A 20,782-nucleotide genomic window follows, 5' to 3' on the forward strand; every position below is an offset into this window, starting at 1 on the left:
ATGGCAGGCCGACGCCCCCTCACGCCGACCGCGGATCCGCTCTGGTACAAAGACGCCGTGATCTATCAGGTGCACGTCAAATCGTTTTTCGATGCCAATAACGACGGGGTCGGGGATTTCTCGGGACTCTCGCAAAAGCTTGCCTATATCAAGGAACTCGGGGTAACGGCGATCTGGTTGTTGCCGTTCTATCCGTCGCCGCTCCGTGACGACGGCTATGACATCGCCGAGTATTGCGGCGTCAACCCGGATTATGGCACGCTCGCCGATGTCCGGCGCTTCATTCGGGCGGCGCATGAACTCGGCCTCAAGGTCATCACCGAACTCGTCATCAACCACACCTCCGATCAGCATCCCTGGTTCCAGCGCGCGCGCCAGGCGAAACCCGGCAGCAATGCACGGAACTTCTACGTCTGGTCGGACAACGACCAGCGCTATGCCGGCACGCGCATCATCTTTCTCGACACCGAAAAGTCGAACTGGGCCTGGGATCCGGTTGCCAACGCGTATTTCTGGCACCGCTTCTACTCCCATCAGCCAGATCTCAATTACGACAATCCGGCGGTGTTGCGTGCCGTCCTCAGCGTGATGCGGTTTTGGTTGGATCTCGGGGTCGATGGGCTGCGGCTCGATGCCGCGCCCTATCTCGTCGAACGGGAAGGAACCAACAACGAAAATTTGCCGGAGACCCATGCGGTGCTTCGTACGATCCGCGCCGCACTCGACGAGTACGCACCGGGAAAGGTTCTCCTCGCCGAGGCCAACCAATGGCCGGAGGACGTGCAGGAATATTTCGGCGCCGGTGATGAATGTCACATGGCGTATCATTTCCCCTTGATGCCGCGCATGTACATGGCGGTGGCGCGCGAAGACCGCTTTCCGATCACCGATATCCTGCGCCAGACGCCAGAAATTCCCGACAACTGCCAATGGGCGATTTTTCTGCGTAACCATGACGAGCTGACGCTCGAGATGGTGACCGATCAGGAGCGTGATTATCTCTGGGAGATTTATGCGAGCGATCGCCGCGCTCGGCTCAATCTCGGCATTCGCCGCCGTCTCGCGCCCCTGATGGAGCATGACCGGCGCCGCATCGAACTGATGAACAGCTTGCTCCTCTCGATGCCCGGCACGCCGATCATCTATTACGGCGACGAAATCGGCATGGGCGATAATCTTCACCTCGGCGACCGCAACGGCGTGCGCACGCCGATGCAGTGGTCACCCGATCGCAATGGCGGGTTTTCCCGTGCCAATCCCGCGGACCTTGTGTTGCCGCCGATCATGGATCCGATCTATGGCTATGACGCGGTGAATGTCGAGGCGCAATCGAGTGATCCGCATTCCTTGCTCAACTGGATGAGCCGCATGATCGCGGTGCGTGGCCGGTTCCGCGCCTTCGGCCGTGGCAGCCAGCGCCTGCTTTATCCCGGCAACCGCAAAATCCTTGCGTTTCTCCGCGAATATCAAGACGCGGAGGCAGAAGAGATCGTGCTTTGCGTCAGCAATTTCTCGCGCACGGCGCAGGCGGTCGAGCTTGCGTTGGGCGAATTCGTCGGCCGCGTGCCGGTCGACATGATCGGGGGTTCGGTCTTTCCGCCGATCGGCCAATTACCCTATCTGCTGACTTTGCCACCCTATGGGTTTCTGTGGTTTTCGCTCAGCCTCGAGGCGGCGCTGCCGCCTTGGCATACGCCGGCGCCACAGCCGCTGGCGGAATTCGTCACCCTCGTCATCCGCCGCGAGATCGCGGAAGTCTTGGCCCCACCCAACCGCGCCGTGTTGGAGCGCGACATTTTCCCCACCTATCTGCAAAAGCGCCGCTGGTTTGCAGCAAAGGACGCGGCGCTGCGTGGCTGCCATATCGGCTTCGCGGCCCCCCTCGCAAGCGGCGCCGATGCTGTTTTACTCACCAAGTTGGATATTGCGCTGCCGACCGGGCAAGAACACTATCTGCTGCCGCTCGGCGTTGCCTGGCCGGGCGAAACCGCAGAGGCGTTGCCAGAGCAACTCGGCATCGCCCGTCTCAGGCGTGGCCATCGCGTCGGCATGTTGACCGATGGTTTTGCCCTCGATGGGCTGGTGGATGCGGTTTTGGCCAAGCTTCGCGATGGTGCCGAGATCTCGCTTGGCGATGCCGGCGCCATCCGCTTTCTGCCCAGCCCGCGGCTCGCCGAGAGCGGCCTCGCGCCAGCGGTGAGCGAGATTCGCCGCCTGGCCGTCGAGCAGACCAATTCGTCGCTGGTGATCGACAATAGCGCGGTATTGAAATTGATCCGGCGAATAAGCCCAGGCGTTCATCCGGAAGCGGAAATGACGCGCTACCTCACCGAACGCCACTACCGCAATTGCGCCGCCCTGCTCGGCGAGGTGGTGTGGCGCGATAGCGCTGGAACCGCCTCCACCCTGATGCTTCTGCAATCCTTCATTCGCAACCAAGGTGATGGCTGGATCTGGACACTCGATTTTCTGGCTCGTGTGGTGGATGAGCTTGCCGTGAGTGAGGTGGACGCGGCGGCGGTTGCGGATGCATTCGCACCCTATCTCCTCTTTGTCGGCATTCTCGGCCAACGCTTGGCTGAGCTTCATGCCGTCTTGGCGGCGCCGAGCGATGATCCGGCCTTTGCCCCTGAGCCCGCCGATGCCGAGCTGATGCGGGCATGGGCGAGGTCAGCCGCGGCGGAGATCGACGGCGCCGTTGCCAGCCTCGACGCGATCACCGATTGGCCTGACCCGGCGATGCAGGCGCGGGCCGCCGAGCTGGTGGGGCGGGCCCCTGATCTGCGCCGCGCGGTGACGCGGCTCGCCGAGCACGGGCAGGGGTCGCTTTCGACGCGCGTGCACGGCGATTTCCATCTCGGTCAGGTGCTCACGGCCAAAGACGATGTCTATCTCATCGATTTCGAGGGGGAGCCGGCGCGTCCGCTCGCCGAACGGCGTGAGAAATCCTCGCCGCTCCGCGACGTCGCCGGGCTGCTCCGTTCGCTCGATTATGCCGCCGCCGCTGCCAATCAGGGCTTGGTCGGACAATCCGACGCGGTTTTAGCGCGGCGCGAAGATTTGCTCGAAGAGTTTCGTCTCAAAGCCAAGGCGGCATTCTTGGAAGCCTATGACGCGGCACACGCGCGGGCGCCGCGGCGTTGGACGCGGCCGGAGCAGGAGCCGTCGCTTTTGACGCTGTTCCTCATTGAAAAAGCCGCTTACGAAATCCGCTACGAGGCCAGTAATCGGCCGTCATGGCTTCCTATTCCGCTGCGTGGGCTTGCCGAACTCGCGTCCCGGCTGGCGGAGGGGGAGTCTCGCGATGTCTGATCTCGCGCCCGATCCGACGGAGATGGAAGCATTGGCGGCGGGGCGGCATCGTGACCCGTTCGCGGTCCTCGGCCGGCATCCTGTTGGCGCGGGGCAAGTCGTGGTGCGGAGTTTTCAGCCGCGCGCCGTGCGGGTGGAGGCGATCGATCGTCATGCCGGCCATCTCCTCGCCGAACTCGAACGCGTGCATCCGGCCGGGCTGTTCGCCGGCGTGTTGCCTGGCGAAGCACCGTATCTGCTGCGGATCGATGATGGGCGGTTGCGACACGAGACCGAGGATGTCTATGCCTTCGGCCCGGTGCTCGGCGATTTCGACCTCCATCTCCTCGCCGAGGGCCGCCATCACGATCTCGGCCGTTGTCTCGGCGCGCATGTGACCCGGCATGAGGGCATCGCTGGGGTCCGCTTCGCCGTCTGGGCGCCGAACGCGCAGCGTGTCTCCGTGGTCGGCGCGTTCAATGGCTGGGATGGCCGCTGTCATCCGATGCGGCTTCGCCATGGCGCCGGCGTCTGGGAAGTGTTCATCCCGCGGCTTGCGCCGGGAACCCTCTACAAATACGAAATCCTCGGGCCGCATGGCGAATTGCTGCCGCTGAAGGCCGATCCGGTGGCGGCGGCGACCGAGCTTCCGCCGGCGACCGCGTCCGTCGTTGCCGCACCCGACTGGACGGGCTGGCGGGATGCCGAGTGGATGGCGGGTCGGGCGGCGCGCCAGACCGCGGCGTCGCCGCTTGCGATCTATGAAGTCCATGCCCTCTCTTGGATCCGCGCCGAGGAGCCGGGGCGCTGCGGCTGGGAAATTCTCGCCGCGCGGCTGATCCCCTATGCCGTGGCGATGGGATTCACCCATCTCGAATTGATGCCAGTGATGGAGCATCCTTTTGCCGGCTCCTGGGGCTATCAACCACTGGGGCAATTCGCGCCGACGGCGCGGCTTGGCCCGCCGGAGGCATTCGCGCGTTTCGTCGATGCCTGCCATCAGGCCGGGCTTGGCGTGATTCTCGACTGGGTGCCGGCGCATTTTCCCAATGACGCGCACGGCCTGATCCGCTTCGACGGCACCCCGCTCTATGAGCACGCCGACCCGCGCGAGGGATTTCACCCCGATTGGAACACGATGATCTATAATCTCGGCCGCAACGAGGTGCGCGGCTTTCTGATCGGTAGCGCGCTCTCGTGGCTCGAGCGCTATCATGCCGATGGGCTGCGCGTCGATGCCGTCGCCGCGATGCTGTATCGCGATTATAGTCGGCGCGCCGGTGAGTGGATACCCAACCGTTATGGCGGGCGGGAAAATCTCGAAGCGATCGACTTTCTGCGCGAACTCAGCGCCACCATCGCCGCGCGTTGCCCGGGTGCGCTGTTGATTGCCGAGGAATCGACCGCCTGGCCCGGTGTCACCGCGGCGCCGGCCGATGGCGGGCTCGGCTTTGACTTCAAATGGAACATGGGCTGGATGCATGACACGCTGCGCTACATGCACGAGGATCCGATCCATCGCCGCTATCACCACGATGACATGACCTTTGGCATGGTCTACGCTTTTTCCGAGCGCTTCGTCCTGCCGCTCTCGCATGACGAAGTGGTCTATGGCAAAGGCTCGCTGCTCGGCCGCATGCCCGGCGATCGCTGGCAGCGTTTTGCCAATCTCCGCGCCTATTTCGCTTTCATGTGGGGCCATCCCGGCAAGAAGCTGCTGTTCATGGGCGGCGAGATCGGCCAGGAGAGCGAATGGAACCATGACGCGTCGGTCGAATGGGAGCGGCTTGACGATCCCGCGCATCGCGGCGTGCAGAGTTTGGTGCGCGATCTCAACCATCTGCTCGCCGCAACCCCGGCGCTTTACCGGCGCGATGCCGACGCGGAAGGTTTCCGCTGGGTCGTGATCGATGATCGTGCGCAAAGCGTCTTTGCGTGGCTCCGCTTTGCAGGTCCCGACGATCCGCCGCTGCTCGTCGTCTGCAATTTCACGCCGGTGCCGCGCGTGGGCTATCGGCTCGGTGTGCCGCGGGGCGGGGTTTGGCGGGAGGTTTTGAATACCGACGCCGAGAGCTATGGCGGCAGCGGCATGGGCAATGGCGGACTGGTGAGCGCGGAGGAAGCGCCCTCTCATGGCCTGCCGGCGGCGCTCACGCTGACCCTGCCGCCGCTTGCGACACTCATACTCCGCGCCGATTGAAAAGAGCGACGCAAACGCGATGCCCGTCCGCCCCGACAAACTCCTGCCCGGTCGCCCCGATCCGCTCGGCGCCACATGGGATGGGCTCGGTATCAATTTCGCGGTGTTTTCCGCCCATGCCGAAGCCATCGATCTCTGCCTTTTCGAGGCTTCCGGCAAGCGTGAGATCGCGCGTTACCGTCTGCCCGAATGCACCGACGAAGTCTGGCATGGCTATCTGCCGGAAGCGATGCCGGGCTGCGTTTACGGCTACCGCGCGCATGGCCCCTATGCGCCGCGCCATGGCCACCGTTTCAATGCCCACAAATTGTTGCTCGACCCTTATGCCCGCGCGCTGATCGGCGATCTGCGTTGGACCGATGCCCTCCATGGTTATCGCATCGGCAGCCAGCGCGCCGATCTCTCCTTCGATCGCCGCGACAGCGCCGCCGCCATGCCGAAAGCCGTCGTCACCACCCATGCTTTTGATTGGGGCGATGATCGCCGGCCAGAGATCCCGTGGTCGGATACCGTCATCTACGAAGCCCATCTGCGCGGCTTGACCATGCGCCGTGCGGATCTGCTGCCGCCGGATCGCGGAACCTTCACCGCGCTTGCGGATGGGCGGGTCATCGACCATCTGCGCCGGCTCGGCATCACCGCGATCGAGCTGATGCCGGTTCACGCCTTCGCTCAGGATCGGTTTCTGGTCGAGGCCGGTCTCAGCAATTATTGGGGCTATTCGACACTCGCCTTCTTCGCACCCGAGCCGCGCTATCTCGGCGCCGGCGCCGCCGACAGTCTGCGGATCGCGGTGCGCCGGCTGCATGCCGCCGGGATCGAAGTCATTCTCGATGTCGTCTACAATCATACCGCGGAGGGCAACCAGCTTGGCCCGACCCTGTCGTGGCGCGGGCTCGACAATGCCAGCTACTATCGGCTGGTGCCGGGAAACGAGCGGCACTACATCGACGAGACCGGTTGCGGCAATACGCTCAATCTTTCGCATCCGCGTGTTTTGCAGATGGTGATGGATAGTCTGCGCCACTGGGCGAGCGCATTCCGGATCGATGGCTTCCGCTTCGACCTCGGCGTGACGCTCGGCCGCGAGGGCACCGGTTTCGATCCCGGCTCGGGGTTTTTCGATGCGATCCGACAGGATCCGATGCTATCGCGCCTCAAATTGATCGCCGAGCCCTGGGATGTCGGTCCTGGTGGCTATCAGCTCGGCAATTTTCCGCCCGGTTTTGCCGAATGGAACGACCGTTTCCGCGATACGGCGCGGCGCTTCTGGCGAGGCGATAACGGCCAGCGGGCGGAACTATCGGCGCGGCTTTCGGGATCGAGTGATGTCTTCGAGCGCCGCCGGCGCCGCCCTTACGCATCGATCAACTATATCGCGTCGCATGATGGTTTCACGCTGCACGATCTCGTCAGCTACAATGAACGCCACAACGAGGCGAACGGCGAAAGCAATCACGACGGCCACGACGCCAATTACAGCCATAATTGGGGCGCCGAGGGGCCGAGCGACGACCCCGCGATCATGGCGATGCGAGAGCGCATAAAGCGCGCCATGCTGGCGACGGTGTTTTTCGCGCACGGCACGCCGATGCTGCGCGCCGGTGACGAGATGGCCGGCACACAACGGGGCAATAACAACGCTTATTGTCAAGACAACGAAATTTCCTGGATCGACTGGCCGGCCGCAAGCGACGGGCCGGCCCAGAGTCTGATCGATTTCACCGCTCGCCTGATCGCCGCGCGACGATCGCGCCCGGTCGTGCGCGGCACCTATTTCATGCATGGCGAGATCGAGCCGCTGCCCGGGATCGCCGATATCGCCTGGTTCGATGAACATGGCGAGGCGATGAGTGACGCCGCCTGGAATGATCCGATCGGCCGGCGCCTCGTTTTGCGCCGGGCCGGGCCCGCCGCCGCTCGCAAAGGCGGCGTCGATGTCGTGATGCTACTCATCAACGGCTCCGAGGATGATCATGACTTCATCCTGCCGTCGCCAGCGCTGCCTTGGCATCTGCTCATCGATAGTGCGCGGCCGGAGCGTCTGAGCGACGTCGTGGATGGGACGACGATCCCTGTCGCGCAGCGCAGCCTCATCGTGCTCGGGGCGAACATCCCCGCAGCCGCCAGCAGGGAACATAAGGCATGAGCGCGACGTTTTCGCATCTGGTGCCCTTCGGGGCCAATCTGCGCGCCGACGGCCGTGTCCATTTTCGCTTATGGGCGCCATCGGTCGCGAGCGTCACCCTGGAGGTCGAAGGGATGGCGCCGGTTGCCATGCGGCGCGAACCAGACGGCTATGTCAGCGCCAAGCTCCGCTGCCCGGCCGGAAGCCGCTATCGCTATCGCCTGCCCGATGGGCGTGCCGTGCCCGACCCCGCCGCCCGCGCCCAGGCCGAGAGCGTGCATGGGCCGAGCCTCGTCGTCGATCCCCATGCCTATGTCTGGCGCCATCCGAGCTGGCGTGGGCGGCCCTGGCATGAGACGGTGCTCTATGAGCTGCATCCCGGCCTGCTCGGCGGGTTTCGCGGCGTCATGGCGCAACTGCCGCGTTTGCAAGCGCTCGGGGTGACCGCCGTCGAATTGATGCCCGTCGCGTGCTGCCCCGGGCGATGGAACTGGGGCTATGACGGCGTGCTGCCCTTCGCGCCCGATCCCGGCCTTGGCACCCCGGAGGAGCTGAAGGCATTGGTCGATGCCGCGCATGGGCTCGGCCTGATGATGTTTCTCGATGTCGTCTATAATCATTTCGGACCCGACGGAAACCATCTGCACGCCTATGCCGCGCCCTTCTTCCGCACCGACGCGACCACCCCCTGGGGCGAGGCGATCGATTTCGGCCAGCCGGCGGTGCGGGATTTCTTCCTGCACAATGCGCTCTACTGGCTGAACGAATATCGCTTCGATGGGCTGCGCTTCGACGCCGTCCACGCGATCGAGCCACCAGCGGCGCTGCCGGCGCTCGCGGCGGCGATCCGCCGCGGTGTCGATGTCGGCCGGCATGTCCATTTGGTGGTCGAGAACGACGACAACCGCGCGAGCCTGCTCCGTCACGACGCCGCAAAGCACGAGACCCCGTTATTCGACGCGCAATGGAATGATGATTGGCACCATTGTCTGCACCGGCTGCTGACCGGCGAAACCAGTGGTTATTACGCCGATTACACCGATCCGGCGGCAAAGCTCGCCCGTTGTCTTGCCGAGGGGTTCGCCTGGCAAGGCGAGGCGTCCGCCTATCGTGACGGCGCCGCCCGCGGCGAGCCGAGCCGGCATCTGCCGCCCAGCGCCTTCGTCGGCTTCCTGCAAAACCATGACCAGACCGGCAATCGCGCCTTCGGCGAACGGCTCAGCCGTCTCTCCTCCCCCGCCGCCCGCGATGCCGCGCGTCTCTTGCTGCTGCTTGCGCCGCACGTGCCGCTTCTGTTCATGGGCGAGGAATGGGACGCGACCACGCCGTTCCTCTATTTCACCGACCATGAACCGGCGCTGGCGGAGCGGGTGCGCAACGGCCGCCGGCAGGAATTCGCGCGCTTTTCGGTTTTTGCTGATCCCGCCGCGCGGGCTCGCATTCCCGACCCCAACGATCCCGCGACGTTTCGCGCCGCCATCCCCGACCCGGTGGAGGCGGGCAGCCCCGATGGCCGCGCCGCCATCGCTTGGACGCGGCATTTGCTGGCTCTGCGCGCACGCGACATCGTCCCCGGCCTCGTCGGCTGCCGCAGCCTCGGCGCCGAGGCGGTGGGGCCCAGCGCGGTGCGGGCGACCTGGCGGCTGGGCGATGGCCGCGAACTCGGGATCGCGGTCAATTTCGCCGCAACGCCCGCGCCACTCAGCCGCTTCGCCGGCACCACCCTCGCGGCCTCGCGGCCAGGGGTCGGCGAACGCGTGCGGCATGGGGAGATACCGCCATATGCCGGCGCTGCTTTCCTCAGCCTCAGGTAAACCGGGGCTGCGCGCGGCGAGGCTGCCGCTGGCAACGCTGCGTTTGCAATGCCATCGCGGCTTTTCCCTCCGTGACGCCGCGCGCGTGGTTCCCTATGCCGCGCGCCTTGGCGTGAGCCATCTTTATCTGTCGCCGCTGTTTACCGCGCGCCCGGGCTCGACGCATGGCTATGACGTCATCGATCCCAATCGGGTGAACCCCGAACTCGGCGGGGAAGCGGCGCTGCGCCAACTCGTTGCGGCGCTGCGGGCGAACGGGATGGGGCTGATCCTCGATATCGTCCCCAACCACATGGCGGTTGGCGGCGGCTGGGGCGGCGGCGGCAACGCGTGGTGGCAGGATGTGCTCGAATGGGGACGGGCGAGCCCTTACGCGGCCTTTTTCGACATCGACTGGCAGCCCCCGGCGCAGTATTTGCGCGGCAAGGTGCTGGCGCCGTTCCTCGGCCACCCCTATGCCCAATGTCTGGCCGAAGGTGACATCCGATTGGCGTTCGATGCCGAGGAAGGCCGGCTTGTCGCGACCTATTTCGAGCACGCTTTCCCGCTTGCGCCGCGCGACTATCCGGCCGTGCTCGGTGAGGACGATGCGGCCTTGGCGGCGATCGTTCGGCCGCTCGCCGCTATCGCCTCGTCTCGCCGTTTCAGGGCCACGGCCCGCAATGTGGCGGCGGTGACACGCCAGCGTCTACGCGATCCCGCCCTCGCCGCGGCGATCGCGCGGGCGTTGGCGCGGTTCGATACCAGGCATCCGGCGGGACAGGCGCGGCTGCACCGCCTGCTCGCGCGGCAGGGCTATCGGCTCGCCTGGTGGCGCGCCGCCGATGACATCAACTGGCGCCGTTTTTTTGACATCACCGGCCTCGCCGGGCTTTGCGTCGAACGGCCGGCCGTGTTCGAGGCGACCCATGCGGGTGTGCTCCGTCTCTACGCAGAAGGGCTGATCGATGGCGTGCGGATCGATCATATCGATGGGCTCGCCGATCCCGCCGGCTATCTCCGGCGTCTCCGCCGCCGTCTTGCCGAAGCCGGCAAGCAGCGTCCGGCGGCCGCACCCCCCGGTCCGGCCGGGATCTGGGTGGAAAAAATTCTCGCCCCCGGTGAGACGCTCCCATCCCGCTGGGAGACGCTCGGGACCACCGGCTACGATTTCATGGACCAGGTCGGGGCGGTGCTGCACGACCCATCCGGTGCCGCGGCACTGACGCGGATTTGGCGCGAAGTCACGGGGAGCGCCGCGGCTTTCGCCGCCGAGGGGCATGCCGCGCGCCGACAGGTTCTTTGCGAGATCCTGCCCGCCGAGATGGCGGCGGCGGCGGCGGCCCTCCAGGAGAGCCTGCGCGATGACCCCACCGGCGGTGATGATGGATTGGCGTCCGTGCGCCGGGTTCTCGCGGCCTTGGTGGCCGCGTTTCCGGTCTATCGCATCTATGCGCGGGTGGGTTGTGCGAGTGACGCGGATCGGGCCGTCCTCGCGCGTGCCGCCGACGCGGCGCGGCCTGCCCTTGCGCGCACCGACCATGATCTGCTGGCGCGGATGGCGCGCTGGCTGCTCGGTGACGGGCCGGGCACCTTGTCGGGCGCCGCCCGCGCCCGCCTGCGCCGCGCGATGCGGCGCTTTCAGCAACTCACCGCGCCGGTTGCCGCGAAAGCGGTCGAGGATACCGCGTTTTACCGCTATGGCCGGCTGATTTCCCGCAACGAGGTGGGAAGCGACCCCGACCGCCTCGCCCTCACGCCGGCGGCGTTTCATGCCGCGATGGCGGCGCGCCAGGTGCAAGCGCCCCACGCCCTGCTGGCGACGGCAACGCATGACCATAAGCGCGGTGAGGATACGCGCGCCCGCCTTGCGGTGCTGAGCGAGATGCCGGAACTCTGGGCCGAGTGCCTGACGGCGTGGCGGCGCAGAACCGCCGCTTGGCGCCGCGACGATGCCCCGGAGACGGCGGATACGGTAATCTTGTTCCAAACGATCCTCGGCGCCTGGCCGCTCGATCTCGCCGCGGACGATGAGCGAGGGCTTGCGGCTTTCGCGGCACGGCTCGCGACCTGGCAGGAGAAGGCGCTGCGGGAGGCCAAGCGCCGCTCCCATTGGGCCGCGCCCGATCTCGAGTATGAGCGTCGCTGTCGAGACTTTCTCGCGCGCGTGCTGGCGCCGGCGCCGGCCGGAGGGCTGGCTGTGGAACTCGCGGCGATGGTCGCGCGCCTCGCCCCGGCCGGGGCGCTGAATAGTCTGGCGCAAACCACCCTCCGCCTGACCTCGCCGGGCATCCCCGATCTCTATCAAGGCACGGACATCTGGGATTTCAGTTTGGTCGACCCCGACAATCGCCGGCCGGTGGATTTCACCGCGCTCGCCGCCGGGCTCGACGAGGCATCGCCTGCCGATCATCTGCCTCACTGGCGGGACGGGCGGGTGAAACAGGCGCTGATTTGCCGGCTGCTCCGCCTTCGCGGGCGGTTTCCGGCATTGTTCGCCGAGGGGAGCTATCTCCCCCTCTCATTGACCGGGCGCCATGCCGGGCATGCGCTCGCCTTCGCGCGCTGCCATCGGGAGCACACATTGGTGGTGGTGGCAACCCGCCTTGCTGCCCCTCTGCTCGGCGTTGCGCCACAGCCGCTGGTCGCGCCATCGGCGTGGGAAGAGACGGCGCTCAGCCTGCCCGAAAGGCTCTGGGCGCGGCGAGGCGCCCTGGTGCTGACCGACACCCCCTCGCCGCCGCCGGGACGAACCCTCCCGCTTGCCGTCTTGCTGCGGGATTTTCCGGTCGCGGTCCTGCTTTTCCACCCCTCTGGCCGGAATGCCGGGGCCCGTCGAGCGCCGGAGCCTCGCGCCCGGACGGTATGATCGCGCCCTTCAGGGAGTGGACGCGGCGGTGGAAAAGTAGGTCATGGAGCGAAGGCACCCATCAAATCGGCAACTGAGACGCTGCTTCCGAAGCTCATTACCAATGCGCAGCCCTGGGCCCTCAACGTCCTTAGCTCGGCCAATGCCTCATCAGCGCTGGTGACGGCGTGCCCGTGCCCGGCGACACGATCCGCGGCACCTACCGCGAGGCGATCCAGCTCGCCTCCGGCCGCTGCGCCCTGGTCGAGAACGCCCAGGAATTCACCCTCGTCCCCTGGCGGCCGGTGATCGCGCGAAGCCTTGGGCGCGAGGTCGCCGGGCTCGTCACCGATGGCGGGATTTTCTGGCAGGTCGGCCGGGATCGAGGGCTTGGCATCTGATGCCCTGCTGAGGCGCAGGATCTCCAGGTCGCGCCGGAGAACCCTGGTGGTGAAAATCTGACGCTTCGTATTAAGGCGCTGAGTACCGCAGCGGGTGGGGAACCGGCAGCTGAATCTAGCGTGCGATCGGGCTGAGGTGACCATTCGCCGTCCGACGATCTTTGGCCGGAAGCGGCAATCGATCTTCTTCGACCGGGGTGCAGTCCCGAGGATTCATGCTAGGATATAATACGAATGGGGAGTTGCCTTTTCGCCCTGGCAAAATACTGGGGCTGATCACCTTGAGCGGCGATCAGCCAAGGTTGGCGGGATCGGACGTCGGCGTGTTCGTGCCTTTCGGCGCTCTGGAGCCGAGCCGGGCGGCGACAGAAGCGACCATGGTCGAGCTCGTCTCGCGCCTGGATCGCGACGCGGCGCTCCTTGTATGTGGGCACGTGAATGCCTTGGTCACGGGCTCCGGTATCAGTGACGTCCGGGAGCGGCAGCAGCGGGCATTTCGCGCCGTAGGCACCCCAGACGACTGCGACCTGATCAACCGATGGCACCTCGGCACGCGTCCCAAGGGAGCGTCCGCCGTCATCTTTTTCCAGGGCCAGCTACTGGAACTCACGCGCTGGCTGGCGCTGCACGGCTCGCCCGCAACCGGCGATCCGGCGTGCTTTGGTCAGACCGAGGTGCGGAAGATATTTTTGCGGGCCGCGCTTCTTGCTTCAGAGTTGTGGGCCAAGCGAACATTCAGCGATCGACTAAGCGGGGGCCAGACCGGCGCCGAGGCGATTGAACGAGCGCTGGGCGCGTTCAGGAAAAGCATAGAGGAGAGCGGGGTCGCTGCCCACCCGGGCATTGCGATCGCGCGAGGGCGACTGTTGTTCGAGCGATTTCTGCCGGAGCGGCTGCCCACCTACCGCAGCGATTTCGCAACGGCGACCGGCATGAGCATCGGCGATTACCTGACGTGCGTGACGATGCTCATGCCGAAGGTCTCCGACCAGCCGAGCGACGGCACGGCGCTCTTCAGAGAGACGTATGCTGCCCGCACGGAATTCGCCGCCAAATTCGCGCTCTTCCTGCGGCAAACGTCTCAGACGCCGGACGAATTAAAGACCAGTCTTGAAAAGGGCTTCGAGAAGAATGGTTTCAAGGCGGTCCGAGAGAAGCCCATCCTGGCTACTCCGGCGGGGTGGTACGTCATCCTCGACGCGGCATACTTCGTCGACCACTTCACCCTGTCCCCCCTTTTCAAGGTGATCTCTTCGGGCAAGCAGGTCGAGAAGGTGTTTGGCGCATTTGGCGATGCCTTCGAGGACTACGTGATTGAGATCCTAGAACGGCGCTATCCCGCGACGTTCGGCGTGCGACGGCTCTTTACGCGGACGAAGAGCCGCGAAGAGAACCCCGAATTCGAGATCGACGCGCTCCTGAACGAAGGCGCGGACCTCGTCATCATGGAGATGAAGGCGGCGTTCGTTCCCGAGCGATCGATACTCACCGACAACCCGGCAAGTTTCTTGAGAGAGCTGAGGAAAAAGTACGCCGTCGAGCCGGGCGAGCAAGATCGCGAGGTCGGGGTCGCGCAGCTTGCCAGGCAAATCCGCGCCATTTTGCTCGACCGGTGGGACGGCGCTGAGATAGATCATGGCCAGCTTCGGCGGATATACCCCGTACTGGTGGTTCACGATGAGCGCCTTGCCTCACCGGGGGTCGGCGCCTTTTTGAATGAGCGCTTCCGGGAGCGCTTGCGAGACGCCGCACGAGCGAAAGTGCGGGTCGAGGACCTCACCATCATGACGATCCACGACCTGGAGATCAAAGAATCGTCGGACGGGTTCTCTCTGACCGCCCTTCTTGCCGCCTATGTCGCCGGCTCGCGAGGCGGGATGGTCGCCCTGCATAACTTCCTGGCGCGCCATCCGACCTACAGCACGATGGTCAGGCCAAACGAAACGCTGATGGCGAACTCGCTGGCGGAGGTCGAGGAGTTGAAGAACCGACTCTTTCCGAAGACTGAGGGCGACGAGGCCGCGTCGTGAAGCTCGTGACGACGATCGGGGTTTGCGCCGATGCCGACGATAGCGTTCATCGGTAGGATGCTGCTCTGGGCAGCGGGCGCCCCGCGCCGACCACCGCGCGCCGTGCGGACGCTGCTTGAGGATGAAGCGAACGAATTGCTGTTCAGCGCCGCCAGTCTCTGGGAGGTGGCGATCAAGCAGCAACTGGGACGGGCGGATTTTCATGCCGACGCACGGCTGCTGCGGCGTGGCCTGCTCGATAACGGCTATGCCGAGCTTCCCGTCACCAGTGCGCATGCCACAGCCCTCGACCTCCTGCCGCCGCTGCACAAAGACCCGTTCGACCGCATGCTGATCGCGCAGGCACTGCTCGAGGGGATCACGCTGCTGACCGCGGACGCCAACCTCGCGCGATATCCAGGACCGATCCGGGCGATCTGATATCGGCCAACAAGGATCACCTGCGCGCATCACAACGACGCGGCCGGTGCGGCGCGCGGCATGGCGCACCGTCGCCCCGCGGCCTATCCGCGCGCGGCGCGGCGGCGGGTCGGGGCCGGGACGGGGAGCGGGGAAGCGTCCTCGGGCGGGGTCAGCGCCTCGAGCAGGGCGGCACGAAGCTGCAGCAATCGCTGTTCGTTTTCGATTTTCAGACCGAACACGTCCTTGACATAGAACACGTCCACCGCCCGCACGCCGTAGGTGGTGACATGGGCGGAGGCGATTTGAAGGCCGAGGGCACTGATGCGGGCGGTAACGTCATGGAGCAGGCCGGGGCGGTCGCGGCCGTTGACCTCGAGCACGGTGTAGGTGCTGGAGGCGTGGTTATCGACGACGACGCGCGGCGGCACATGGATCGCGCGCATGCGGCTGCCGATCAAGCCGCGCGAGAGTTTGCGGATTTCAGACGCCAAGCGCAGCCGCCCGGACAGCGCCTGCTCGATCAACACCGAGAGCCGCGCGAGGCGGTGCGGCGCGTCGAAGGCGCCGCCGCTGGTATCCTGGATCCAAAAGACGTCGAGCGCCATGCCGTTGGTCATGGTGTGGATGCGCGCATCGACGATCGAGGCGCCGGCGATGGCCAGCGCCCCGGCGATGCGGCTGAAGAGGCCGGCATGGTCTTCGGTATAGATCGTGACCTCGGTCACGGCGCGCGCCGGCAGCGGCTCCGACGAGACCACCAGGCGCTCGTGGCGAGCCTCGGCGGTCCGGATCATCGCGGCGTGGCGGGCATGGGTCGGCGGGTCGAAGGAGAGCCAGTAGCTCGGGTAACCGAGGCCGAGGAAATGCTCGAGATCGGGTTTCGGCCAGTCCGCCAGGATCTCCGCGAGCGCCGCACGCGCGCGATTGACGCGGGTGTCGCGTTCGGTGGTGGCGAGCCCGCCTTCGAGCACTTCCATCACCCGGCCGAAGATTTCGCGCAACAGCGTCGCCTTCCAGCCATTCCAGACCTTCGGCGAGACGGCGCGCATGTCGGCGACGGTAAGCACCAGCAAAAGGCGCAGCCGCTCCGGGGACTGGATGGTATCGGCGAGGTCGAGGATGGTTTTGGGGTCGTCGATATCGCGTTTGAAGGCGGTCTGGCTCAGCAGCAAATGATGCAACACCAGCCAGGAGACCATTTCGGTCTCCTCCGCCGAGAGGCCGAGCGCCGGCCCAACCTCGAGCGCGATTTCGGCGCCGATCTCCGAATGATCGCCGCCGCGCCCCTTGGCGATGTCGTGCAGCAGCATCGCGACATAGAGCGCGCGGCGCGATTGCAGATGATCGACGAGCCCGGTCGCGACCGGGGCGATTTCGGCGAGGTCGCCCTGCTCGAGCAGGTTGAGCACCCGCACCGCCTCGATCGTATGCTCATCGACGGTAAAGACATGGTAGGTGTCGAACTGCATCTGCCCGACGATGCGCGCCCAGTCGGGCAGGAAGCGCGAGAGGAACCCGGTTTCGTTGAGCACGCCGAGCCAGCGTGCGCCATCCGGCCGCGCCGGCGCGCCGCGATAGAGGGCGGGGGTGCGCCCACAGAGGAGATCGAGAAACAGCGCCGTCGCTTCGGGATCGTGGCGAAGCAGGACGGCGGCGCGTTCGTTGCGAATGAGGCCGCGCAACGCCAGCGGATGGAGATCAAGGCCACGATCACGGGCGATTTGCAAAAGGCGCAGCATCTGACGCGGCTCGCGCTCAAAGCCGCGGCCCGGGGCGGGGAGCAGCTTGCCGTCGGCGAGCACGAAACCGGCTTCGACCAACGCGGGATCGGTTTCCGCGGCGAGCGCCGGCGGGCCGAGGGCGGCGCGCAGCAACGCCGGTTCGAGAACGCCGGAGATGCGGACGATTTCGCGGACGGTGAGGAAATAATGCCGCATGAAGCGCTCGACCCCATCCTGGCGGCCATGGCGGGTATAGCCCATGCGGGCACCGACCACCGGCTGAAGATCGAAGGTCAGCCGCTCCTCGGCGCGGCCGGCGACATAGTGGAGATGAAAACGCAGCGTCCAGAGAAAATTCGATGACCGCCGGGCAAGACGCAACTCGGTTTCGGTCAGCAAGGGGCTGCCGGAGCCGGGCGCCTCGGCGAGTTCCTCGAAGCGTTTGATGCCGAGGGTCGCGCGGGCGATCCAGAAAAGTGTCTGCAGATCGCGGAGACCGCCGCGGCCCTCCTTGATGTTGGGTTCGACGAGGAAGGGGTTGTCGCCGAAGCGGCGATGGCGGGCTTCGCGTTCGGCTTGCTTGGCGGCGATGAACTCGCCGGGCGAGGCCGCGCAAAAAGCGGAAAAGCGGGTCTGGAACTCATCGAAAAGCGCGCGTTCGCCGGCGAGGAAGCGGGCATCGAGCAGGGTGGTGCGGATGGTGGTGTCGCTCGCCGCGGCTTCGAGGCATTGCGCGACCGAGCGCGTCGCGTGGCCAACCTTGAGGCCGAGATCCCAAAGAAAATAGAGCATGAACTCGACGACGCGGAGCGTCCCCGGGGTTGGTTCGCGCGCGGTGATGAACAGGAGGTCGAGGTCGGAAAACGGCGCCAGCATGCCGCGGCCATAGCCACCGGTCGCGACCAGGGCGAGCGGCTCGGGGGCGCCGTTGATCTGAACGGCATGGGCGTGGAGAGCCGAAACCAGCCCGTCCGTGAGTTCGCCGAGCAATTGCGCGGCTTGCAAGCCGGCGAGCCTTCCTTGCTCGAAGACATCGCGGACATGCCCCTGAATGCGGGCGAGATGGCGGCGGAAAACGCCGAACGCGGCGTCGCGCGCCGGCGCCTCGCTCCCCTCCTCGCCGCCCGACATCTCGCCGATGAGATCGGCGAGCGATTGGGCGAGCTCGGACGAGGCACGCTCAGGCAGCAGCGGCGCGGCGGGTGAGGTCAACATCATTGGCATCATATTCCTTCGGACAGGGCTGCGTCCGCAAGTATTTCGCGCATGCGATAAAGCGTTTCCAGCGCCTCTTTTGGCGATAATTGGTCGGGATCGATCGCGGTCAGGGCCGAAAGCACCGGCGAGAGGGGGGGCGGGGGGTGCGCGGTCTCGGCCTTGGCGTTTTCCGCGGCGGCGAAAAGCGGCAATTCGGCGTCGGTGGTGAGGCCGGCGGCGCGGCGCTCGAGGGCGGCGAGGACGTCGCCGGCGCGGCGCACCACCGATGCCGGCACGCCAGCGAGCCGCGCGACATGCACGCCCCAGGAGCGGCCAGCGACGCCGGCAATGACCTCGTGCAGGAACACGACGCTGCCCTTGTGTTCGACGACCCGCATGGTGTGCGGCGACAAGCGCGGCAGCTCGGCGGTCAGGCGGGCAAGCTCGTGAAAATGCGTGGCAAAAATACAACGCGCGCGAATCTCGGTGTGCAGCGCTTCGAGCACCGCCCAGGCGATCGCGAGCCCATCGAGGGTTGCCGTGCCACGGCCGATCTCATCGATCACGATGAGGGAATGCGGCCCCGCTTGGCGGAGAATGGCGGCGGTTTCGGTCATCTCCACCATAAACGTGCTTTGGCCGCGGGCGAGATCATCGGCGCCGCCGACGCGGGAAAAAAGCTTATCGACGATGCCGATTTCGGCGGACGCCGCCGGCACTGGCAAACCGGCCTGGGCGAGAATGGCGGCCAATGCGTTCTGACGGAGATAGGTCGATTTGCCGGCCATGTTGGGCCCGGTGAGCAAAAGCACGCGGCGCTCGGGCGAAAGATCGCAATCATTGGGCACGAAGCGCGCCTTGCCCGCGAGCGCCGCCTCGACCACCGGGTGGCGGCCGGCGGTGACCCGAAAAGCGCTATCCTCGCGGATCACCGGCCGACACCAGCCACCCCCGGCGGCGAGGGCGGCGGCGCCGAGCAGGACATCGAGCCGCGCCAGCGCGCCGGCGCACGCCGCGAGCGCCTCTGCGATCTGGCAGGTCTCCGCAACCAACGCCGCGAACAGCTCCCGCTCGCGCGCCATCGCCCGCGCCGCCGCTTCAGTGATGCGGCGGTCGAGATCGGCAAGTTCGCTGCTGGTGAAACGGGCGCCATTGGCCATGCCCTGCCGCATGATGAGATCGGGATGATCGGTCAGTTTCGCAACCGCTGCGGCGGCGACCTCGATGACATAGCCGAGTTGCGCGTGATGACGGATCTTCAGGCCGGAAACCCCGTAGCGCGTGGCGAGATCGTGCTGAAGGGCGGCGATGACCTGGCGCGTCTCGTCGCGCAGCCGGCGCGCTTCATCGAGCGCGGCATCGAACCCGGGCGCGATCACGCCACCCTCCTCGAGGCGTGCCGGCAAGCTCTCGGCGAGCGCTTGGGCGAGGCGCGCGGCAAGATCGGGCGCCGGGCGCAACGCGGCACGGACCGCTTCGAGCAATGGCGGCGGCGTTGCCGCCTCACCATCGCGGCCGGCCTCGTCGAGAAGGGTTGCGGCGGCCCGCGCGGCGGCGAGCGCGTCGCGCACCGCGGCGAGATCGCGCGGGGCTGCGCGGCCGAGCGAGAGGCGGGCGAGGGCGCGGGCGAGATCGGGCGCGCCACGGATGGCGCCGCGCAGATGTTCCGCGAGCCTGGGTGTCGCAAGCAGCCAGGCCCAGGACTCCTGGCGGGCGATGATCGCGGCGGCGTCGGTGAGCGGCGCTGCGAGCCATTCGGCGAGGAGACGGCCGCCGGCGGCGGTTGCGGTGCGCTGGACGGCGGCAAAGAGCGTATGCTTCGTCCCGCCATCGCGGGCGCGGAGGATTTCGAGGCTGGCACGCGTCGCGGCGTCGATCAACATGGTGCCGCGCTGGCCCTGCGGCGCCGGCGGGGCGAGGTGCGGCAGGGCTCCGGCCTGGGTGCGGCGGACATAGGCGAGGGCAAGAGCCGCGGCCATCGCTTCGAGGTCGGAGAAATGGCCGAAAGCATCCAGACTGGCCACCGCGAAGCTGGCGGCGATGGCGCCCCTGGCCGCGGCCGGCGGCGGCGGGGCAGCGTCTTCGGGGGCGCGGCGTGCCGCCCAGTCACCGAGCGCGATGCCGGGTGCGGCGAGGATTTCGGCGGGGTCGAGGGCAGCGAGCAGGGCTGGGAGATCGGCGCTAGGGACGGCGCTGGTGCGGAAGTCACCGGTCGAGATGTCGAGCCAAGCGGCGCCCACTTGCACATCGTCGCGCGTCTCATCGCCGGCGGCGAGCGCGAGCAGGCGGTTGGGCCGGGTTGCGTCGAGCAACCCCTCTTCGAGCAGCGTGCCCGGGGTCACGAGGCGGACCACGGCGCGATCGATCGGCGTTTTGGCGCCGCGCTTGGCGCGCGGGTCTTCCATCTGCTCGGCGATCGCGACACGGAAGCCGGCGCGGATCAGGCGGGCGAGGTAGGATTCGGCGCTCGCGACCGGCACGCCACACATCGGAACCGGCGCGCCGTCATGGCTGCCGCGCGCGGTCAGCGCGATCGCGAGCGCGGCGGCGGCGGCTTCGGCATCCCCGAAGAACAATTCGTAGAAATCGCCCATGCGAAAGAAAATCAGCGCGTCGGGATGCGCGGCTTTGGCGGCGAACCACTGGGCGAGCGCCGGGCTCGCGCCGGCGGGGTTGGGCATGATCGTGGGCGGTTGCGAGAGGGCAGCGGTCATGATGTGAGATGTAGCGATCTCTCTCCAGGCTGCGAAGCATGATCTTGCAGGTCCCCC

The 20,782-nt window shown here is 66.5% G+C and carries 10 protein-coding genes; 8 read left to right on the forward strand and 2 right to left on the reverse strand.

Translation table 11 applies throughout. The features are described from left to right. The 8 genes from treS (at nucleotide 1) to DEF76_RS00225 (ending at nucleotide 15,111) form a co-directional block, all read left to right on the forward strand. Nucleotides 1-3,312 carry a maltose alpha-D-glucosyltransferase gene (gene treS / locus DEF76_RS00190; protein WP_205216061.1) on the forward strand — a complete coding sequence of 1,104 codons (3,312 nt, stop codon included), beginning with the start codon at nucleotides 1-3 and terminating at the stop codon, nucleotides 3,310-3,312. Continuing rightward, nucleotides 3,305-5,491 carry a 1,4-alpha-glucan branching protein GlgB gene (gene glgB, locus DEF76_RS00195; protein WP_114910594.1) on the forward strand — a complete coding sequence of 729 codons (2,187 nt, stop codon included), beginning with the start codon at nucleotides 3,305-3,307 and terminating at the stop codon, nucleotides 5,489-5,491. Before treS ends, glgB begins: the two co-directional genes overlap by 8 nt. Before the next feature lie 19 nt (nucleotides 5,492-5,510). Then, on the forward strand, nucleotides 5,511-7,640 hold the full coding sequence (gene glgX, locus DEF76_RS00200; RefSeq protein ID WP_114910595.1) for a glycogen debranching protein GlgX: 2,130 nt from the start codon (nucleotides 5,511-5,513) through the stop codon (nucleotides 7,638-7,640). Further along, nucleotides 7,637-9,433: a malto-oligosyltrehalose trehalohydrolase gene (gene treZ, locus DEF76_RS00205; protein WP_114910596.1), complete on the forward strand. Its 1,797-nt coding sequence runs from the start codon at nucleotides 7,637-7,639 to the stop codon at nucleotides 9,431-9,433. Before glgX ends, treZ begins: the two co-directional genes overlap by 4 nt. Next, the gene (gene treY / locus DEF76_RS00210) at nucleotides 9,402-12,281 is read left to right on the forward strand and encodes a malto-oligosyltrehalose synthase (protein ID WP_114910597.1); all 2,880 of its coding nucleotides are present in this window, start codon (nucleotides 9,402-9,404) and stop codon (nucleotides 12,279-12,281) included. The genes treZ and treY overlap by 32 nt, the downstream gene beginning before the upstream one ends. 149 nt (nucleotides 12,282-12,430) lie before the next feature. Beyond that, nucleotides 12,431-12,661 carry a DUF3363 domain-containing protein gene (locus DEF76_RS00215; RefSeq protein ID WP_408842859.1) on the forward strand — a complete coding sequence of 77 codons (231 nt, stop codon included), beginning with the start codon at nucleotides 12,431-12,433 and terminating at the stop codon, nucleotides 12,659-12,661. Between the two features lie 281 nt (nucleotides 12,662-12,942). Next, the gene (locus DEF76_RS00220; RefSeq protein WP_162800406.1) at nucleotides 12,943-14,691 is read left to right on the forward strand and encodes a hypothetical protein; all 1,749 of its coding nucleotides are present in this window, start codon (nucleotides 12,943-12,945) and stop codon (nucleotides 14,689-14,691) included. A 30-nt stretch (nucleotides 14,692-14,721) separates the two neighbouring features. Continuing rightward, nucleotides 14,722-15,111 carry a type II toxin-antitoxin system VapC family toxin gene (locus tag DEF76_RS00225; RefSeq protein ID WP_240319063.1) on the forward strand — a complete coding sequence of 130 codons (390 nt, stop codon included), beginning with the start codon at nucleotides 14,722-14,724 and terminating at the stop codon, nucleotides 15,109-15,111. An 83-nt stretch (nucleotides 15,112-15,194) separates the two neighbouring features. Here DEF76_RS00225 and DEF76_RS00230 read toward each other — a convergent pair whose 3' ends face one another. Both DEF76_RS00230 and mutS read right to left on the reverse strand, forming a co-directional pair. Continuing rightward, nucleotides 15,195-18,029 (reverse strand): [protein-PII] uridylyltransferase, encoded by a 2,835-nt coding sequence (locus DEF76_RS00230; RefSeq protein WP_114913559.1) that lies wholly within the window; start codon nucleotides 18,027-18,029, stop codon nucleotides 15,195-15,197. An 8-nt stretch (nucleotides 18,030-18,037) separates the two neighbouring features. Continuing rightward, on the reverse strand, nucleotides 18,038-20,725 hold the full coding sequence (gene mutS / locus DEF76_RS00235) for a DNA mismatch repair protein MutS (RefSeq protein ID WP_240319064.1): 2,688 nt from the start codon (nucleotides 20,723-20,725) through the stop codon (nucleotides 18,038-18,040). Nucleotides 20,726-20,782: the final 57 nt, after the last annotated feature.

Source organism: Acidibrevibacterium fodinaquatile (assembly GCF_003352165.1).
Classification (GTDB): Bacteria; Pseudomonadota; Alphaproteobacteria; order Acetobacterales; family Acetobacteraceae; genus Acidibrevibacterium; species Acidibrevibacterium fodinaquatile.

Excerpts from the sequence above, each read along its gene's own strand:
- DEF76_RS00225 (WP_240319063.1), top strand. The coding sequence starts at position 14,722 with ATGCCGACGATAGCGTTCATCGGTAGGATGCTGCTCTGGGCAGCGGGC.
- treZ (WP_114910596.1), top strand. The coding sequence starts at position 7,637 with ATGAGCGCGACGTTTTCGCATCTGGTGCCCTTCGGGGCCAATCTGCGC.
- treY (WP_114910597.1), top strand. The coding sequence starts at position 9,402 with ATGCCGGCGCTGCTTTCCTCAGCCTCAGGTAAACCGGGGCTGCGCGCG.
- DEF76_RS00230 (WP_114913559.1), bottom strand. The coding sequence starts at position 18,029 with ATGTTGACCTCACCCGCCGCGCCGCTGCTGCCTGAGCGTGCCTCGTCC.
- mutS (WP_240319064.1), bottom strand. The coding sequence starts at position 20,725 with ATGACCGCTGCCCTCTCGCAACCGCCCACGATCATGCCCAACCCCGCC.
- glgX (WP_114910595.1), top strand. The coding sequence starts at position 5,511 with ATGCCCGTCCGCCCCGACAAACTCCTGCCCGGTCGCCCCGATCCGCTC.
- glgB (WP_114910594.1), top strand. The coding sequence starts at position 3,305 with ATGTCTGATCTCGCGCCCGATCCGACGGAGATGGAAGCATTGGCGGCG.
- treS (WP_205216061.1), top strand. The coding sequence starts at position 1 with ATGGCAGGCCGACGCCCCCTCACGCCGACCGCGGATCCGCTCTGGTAC.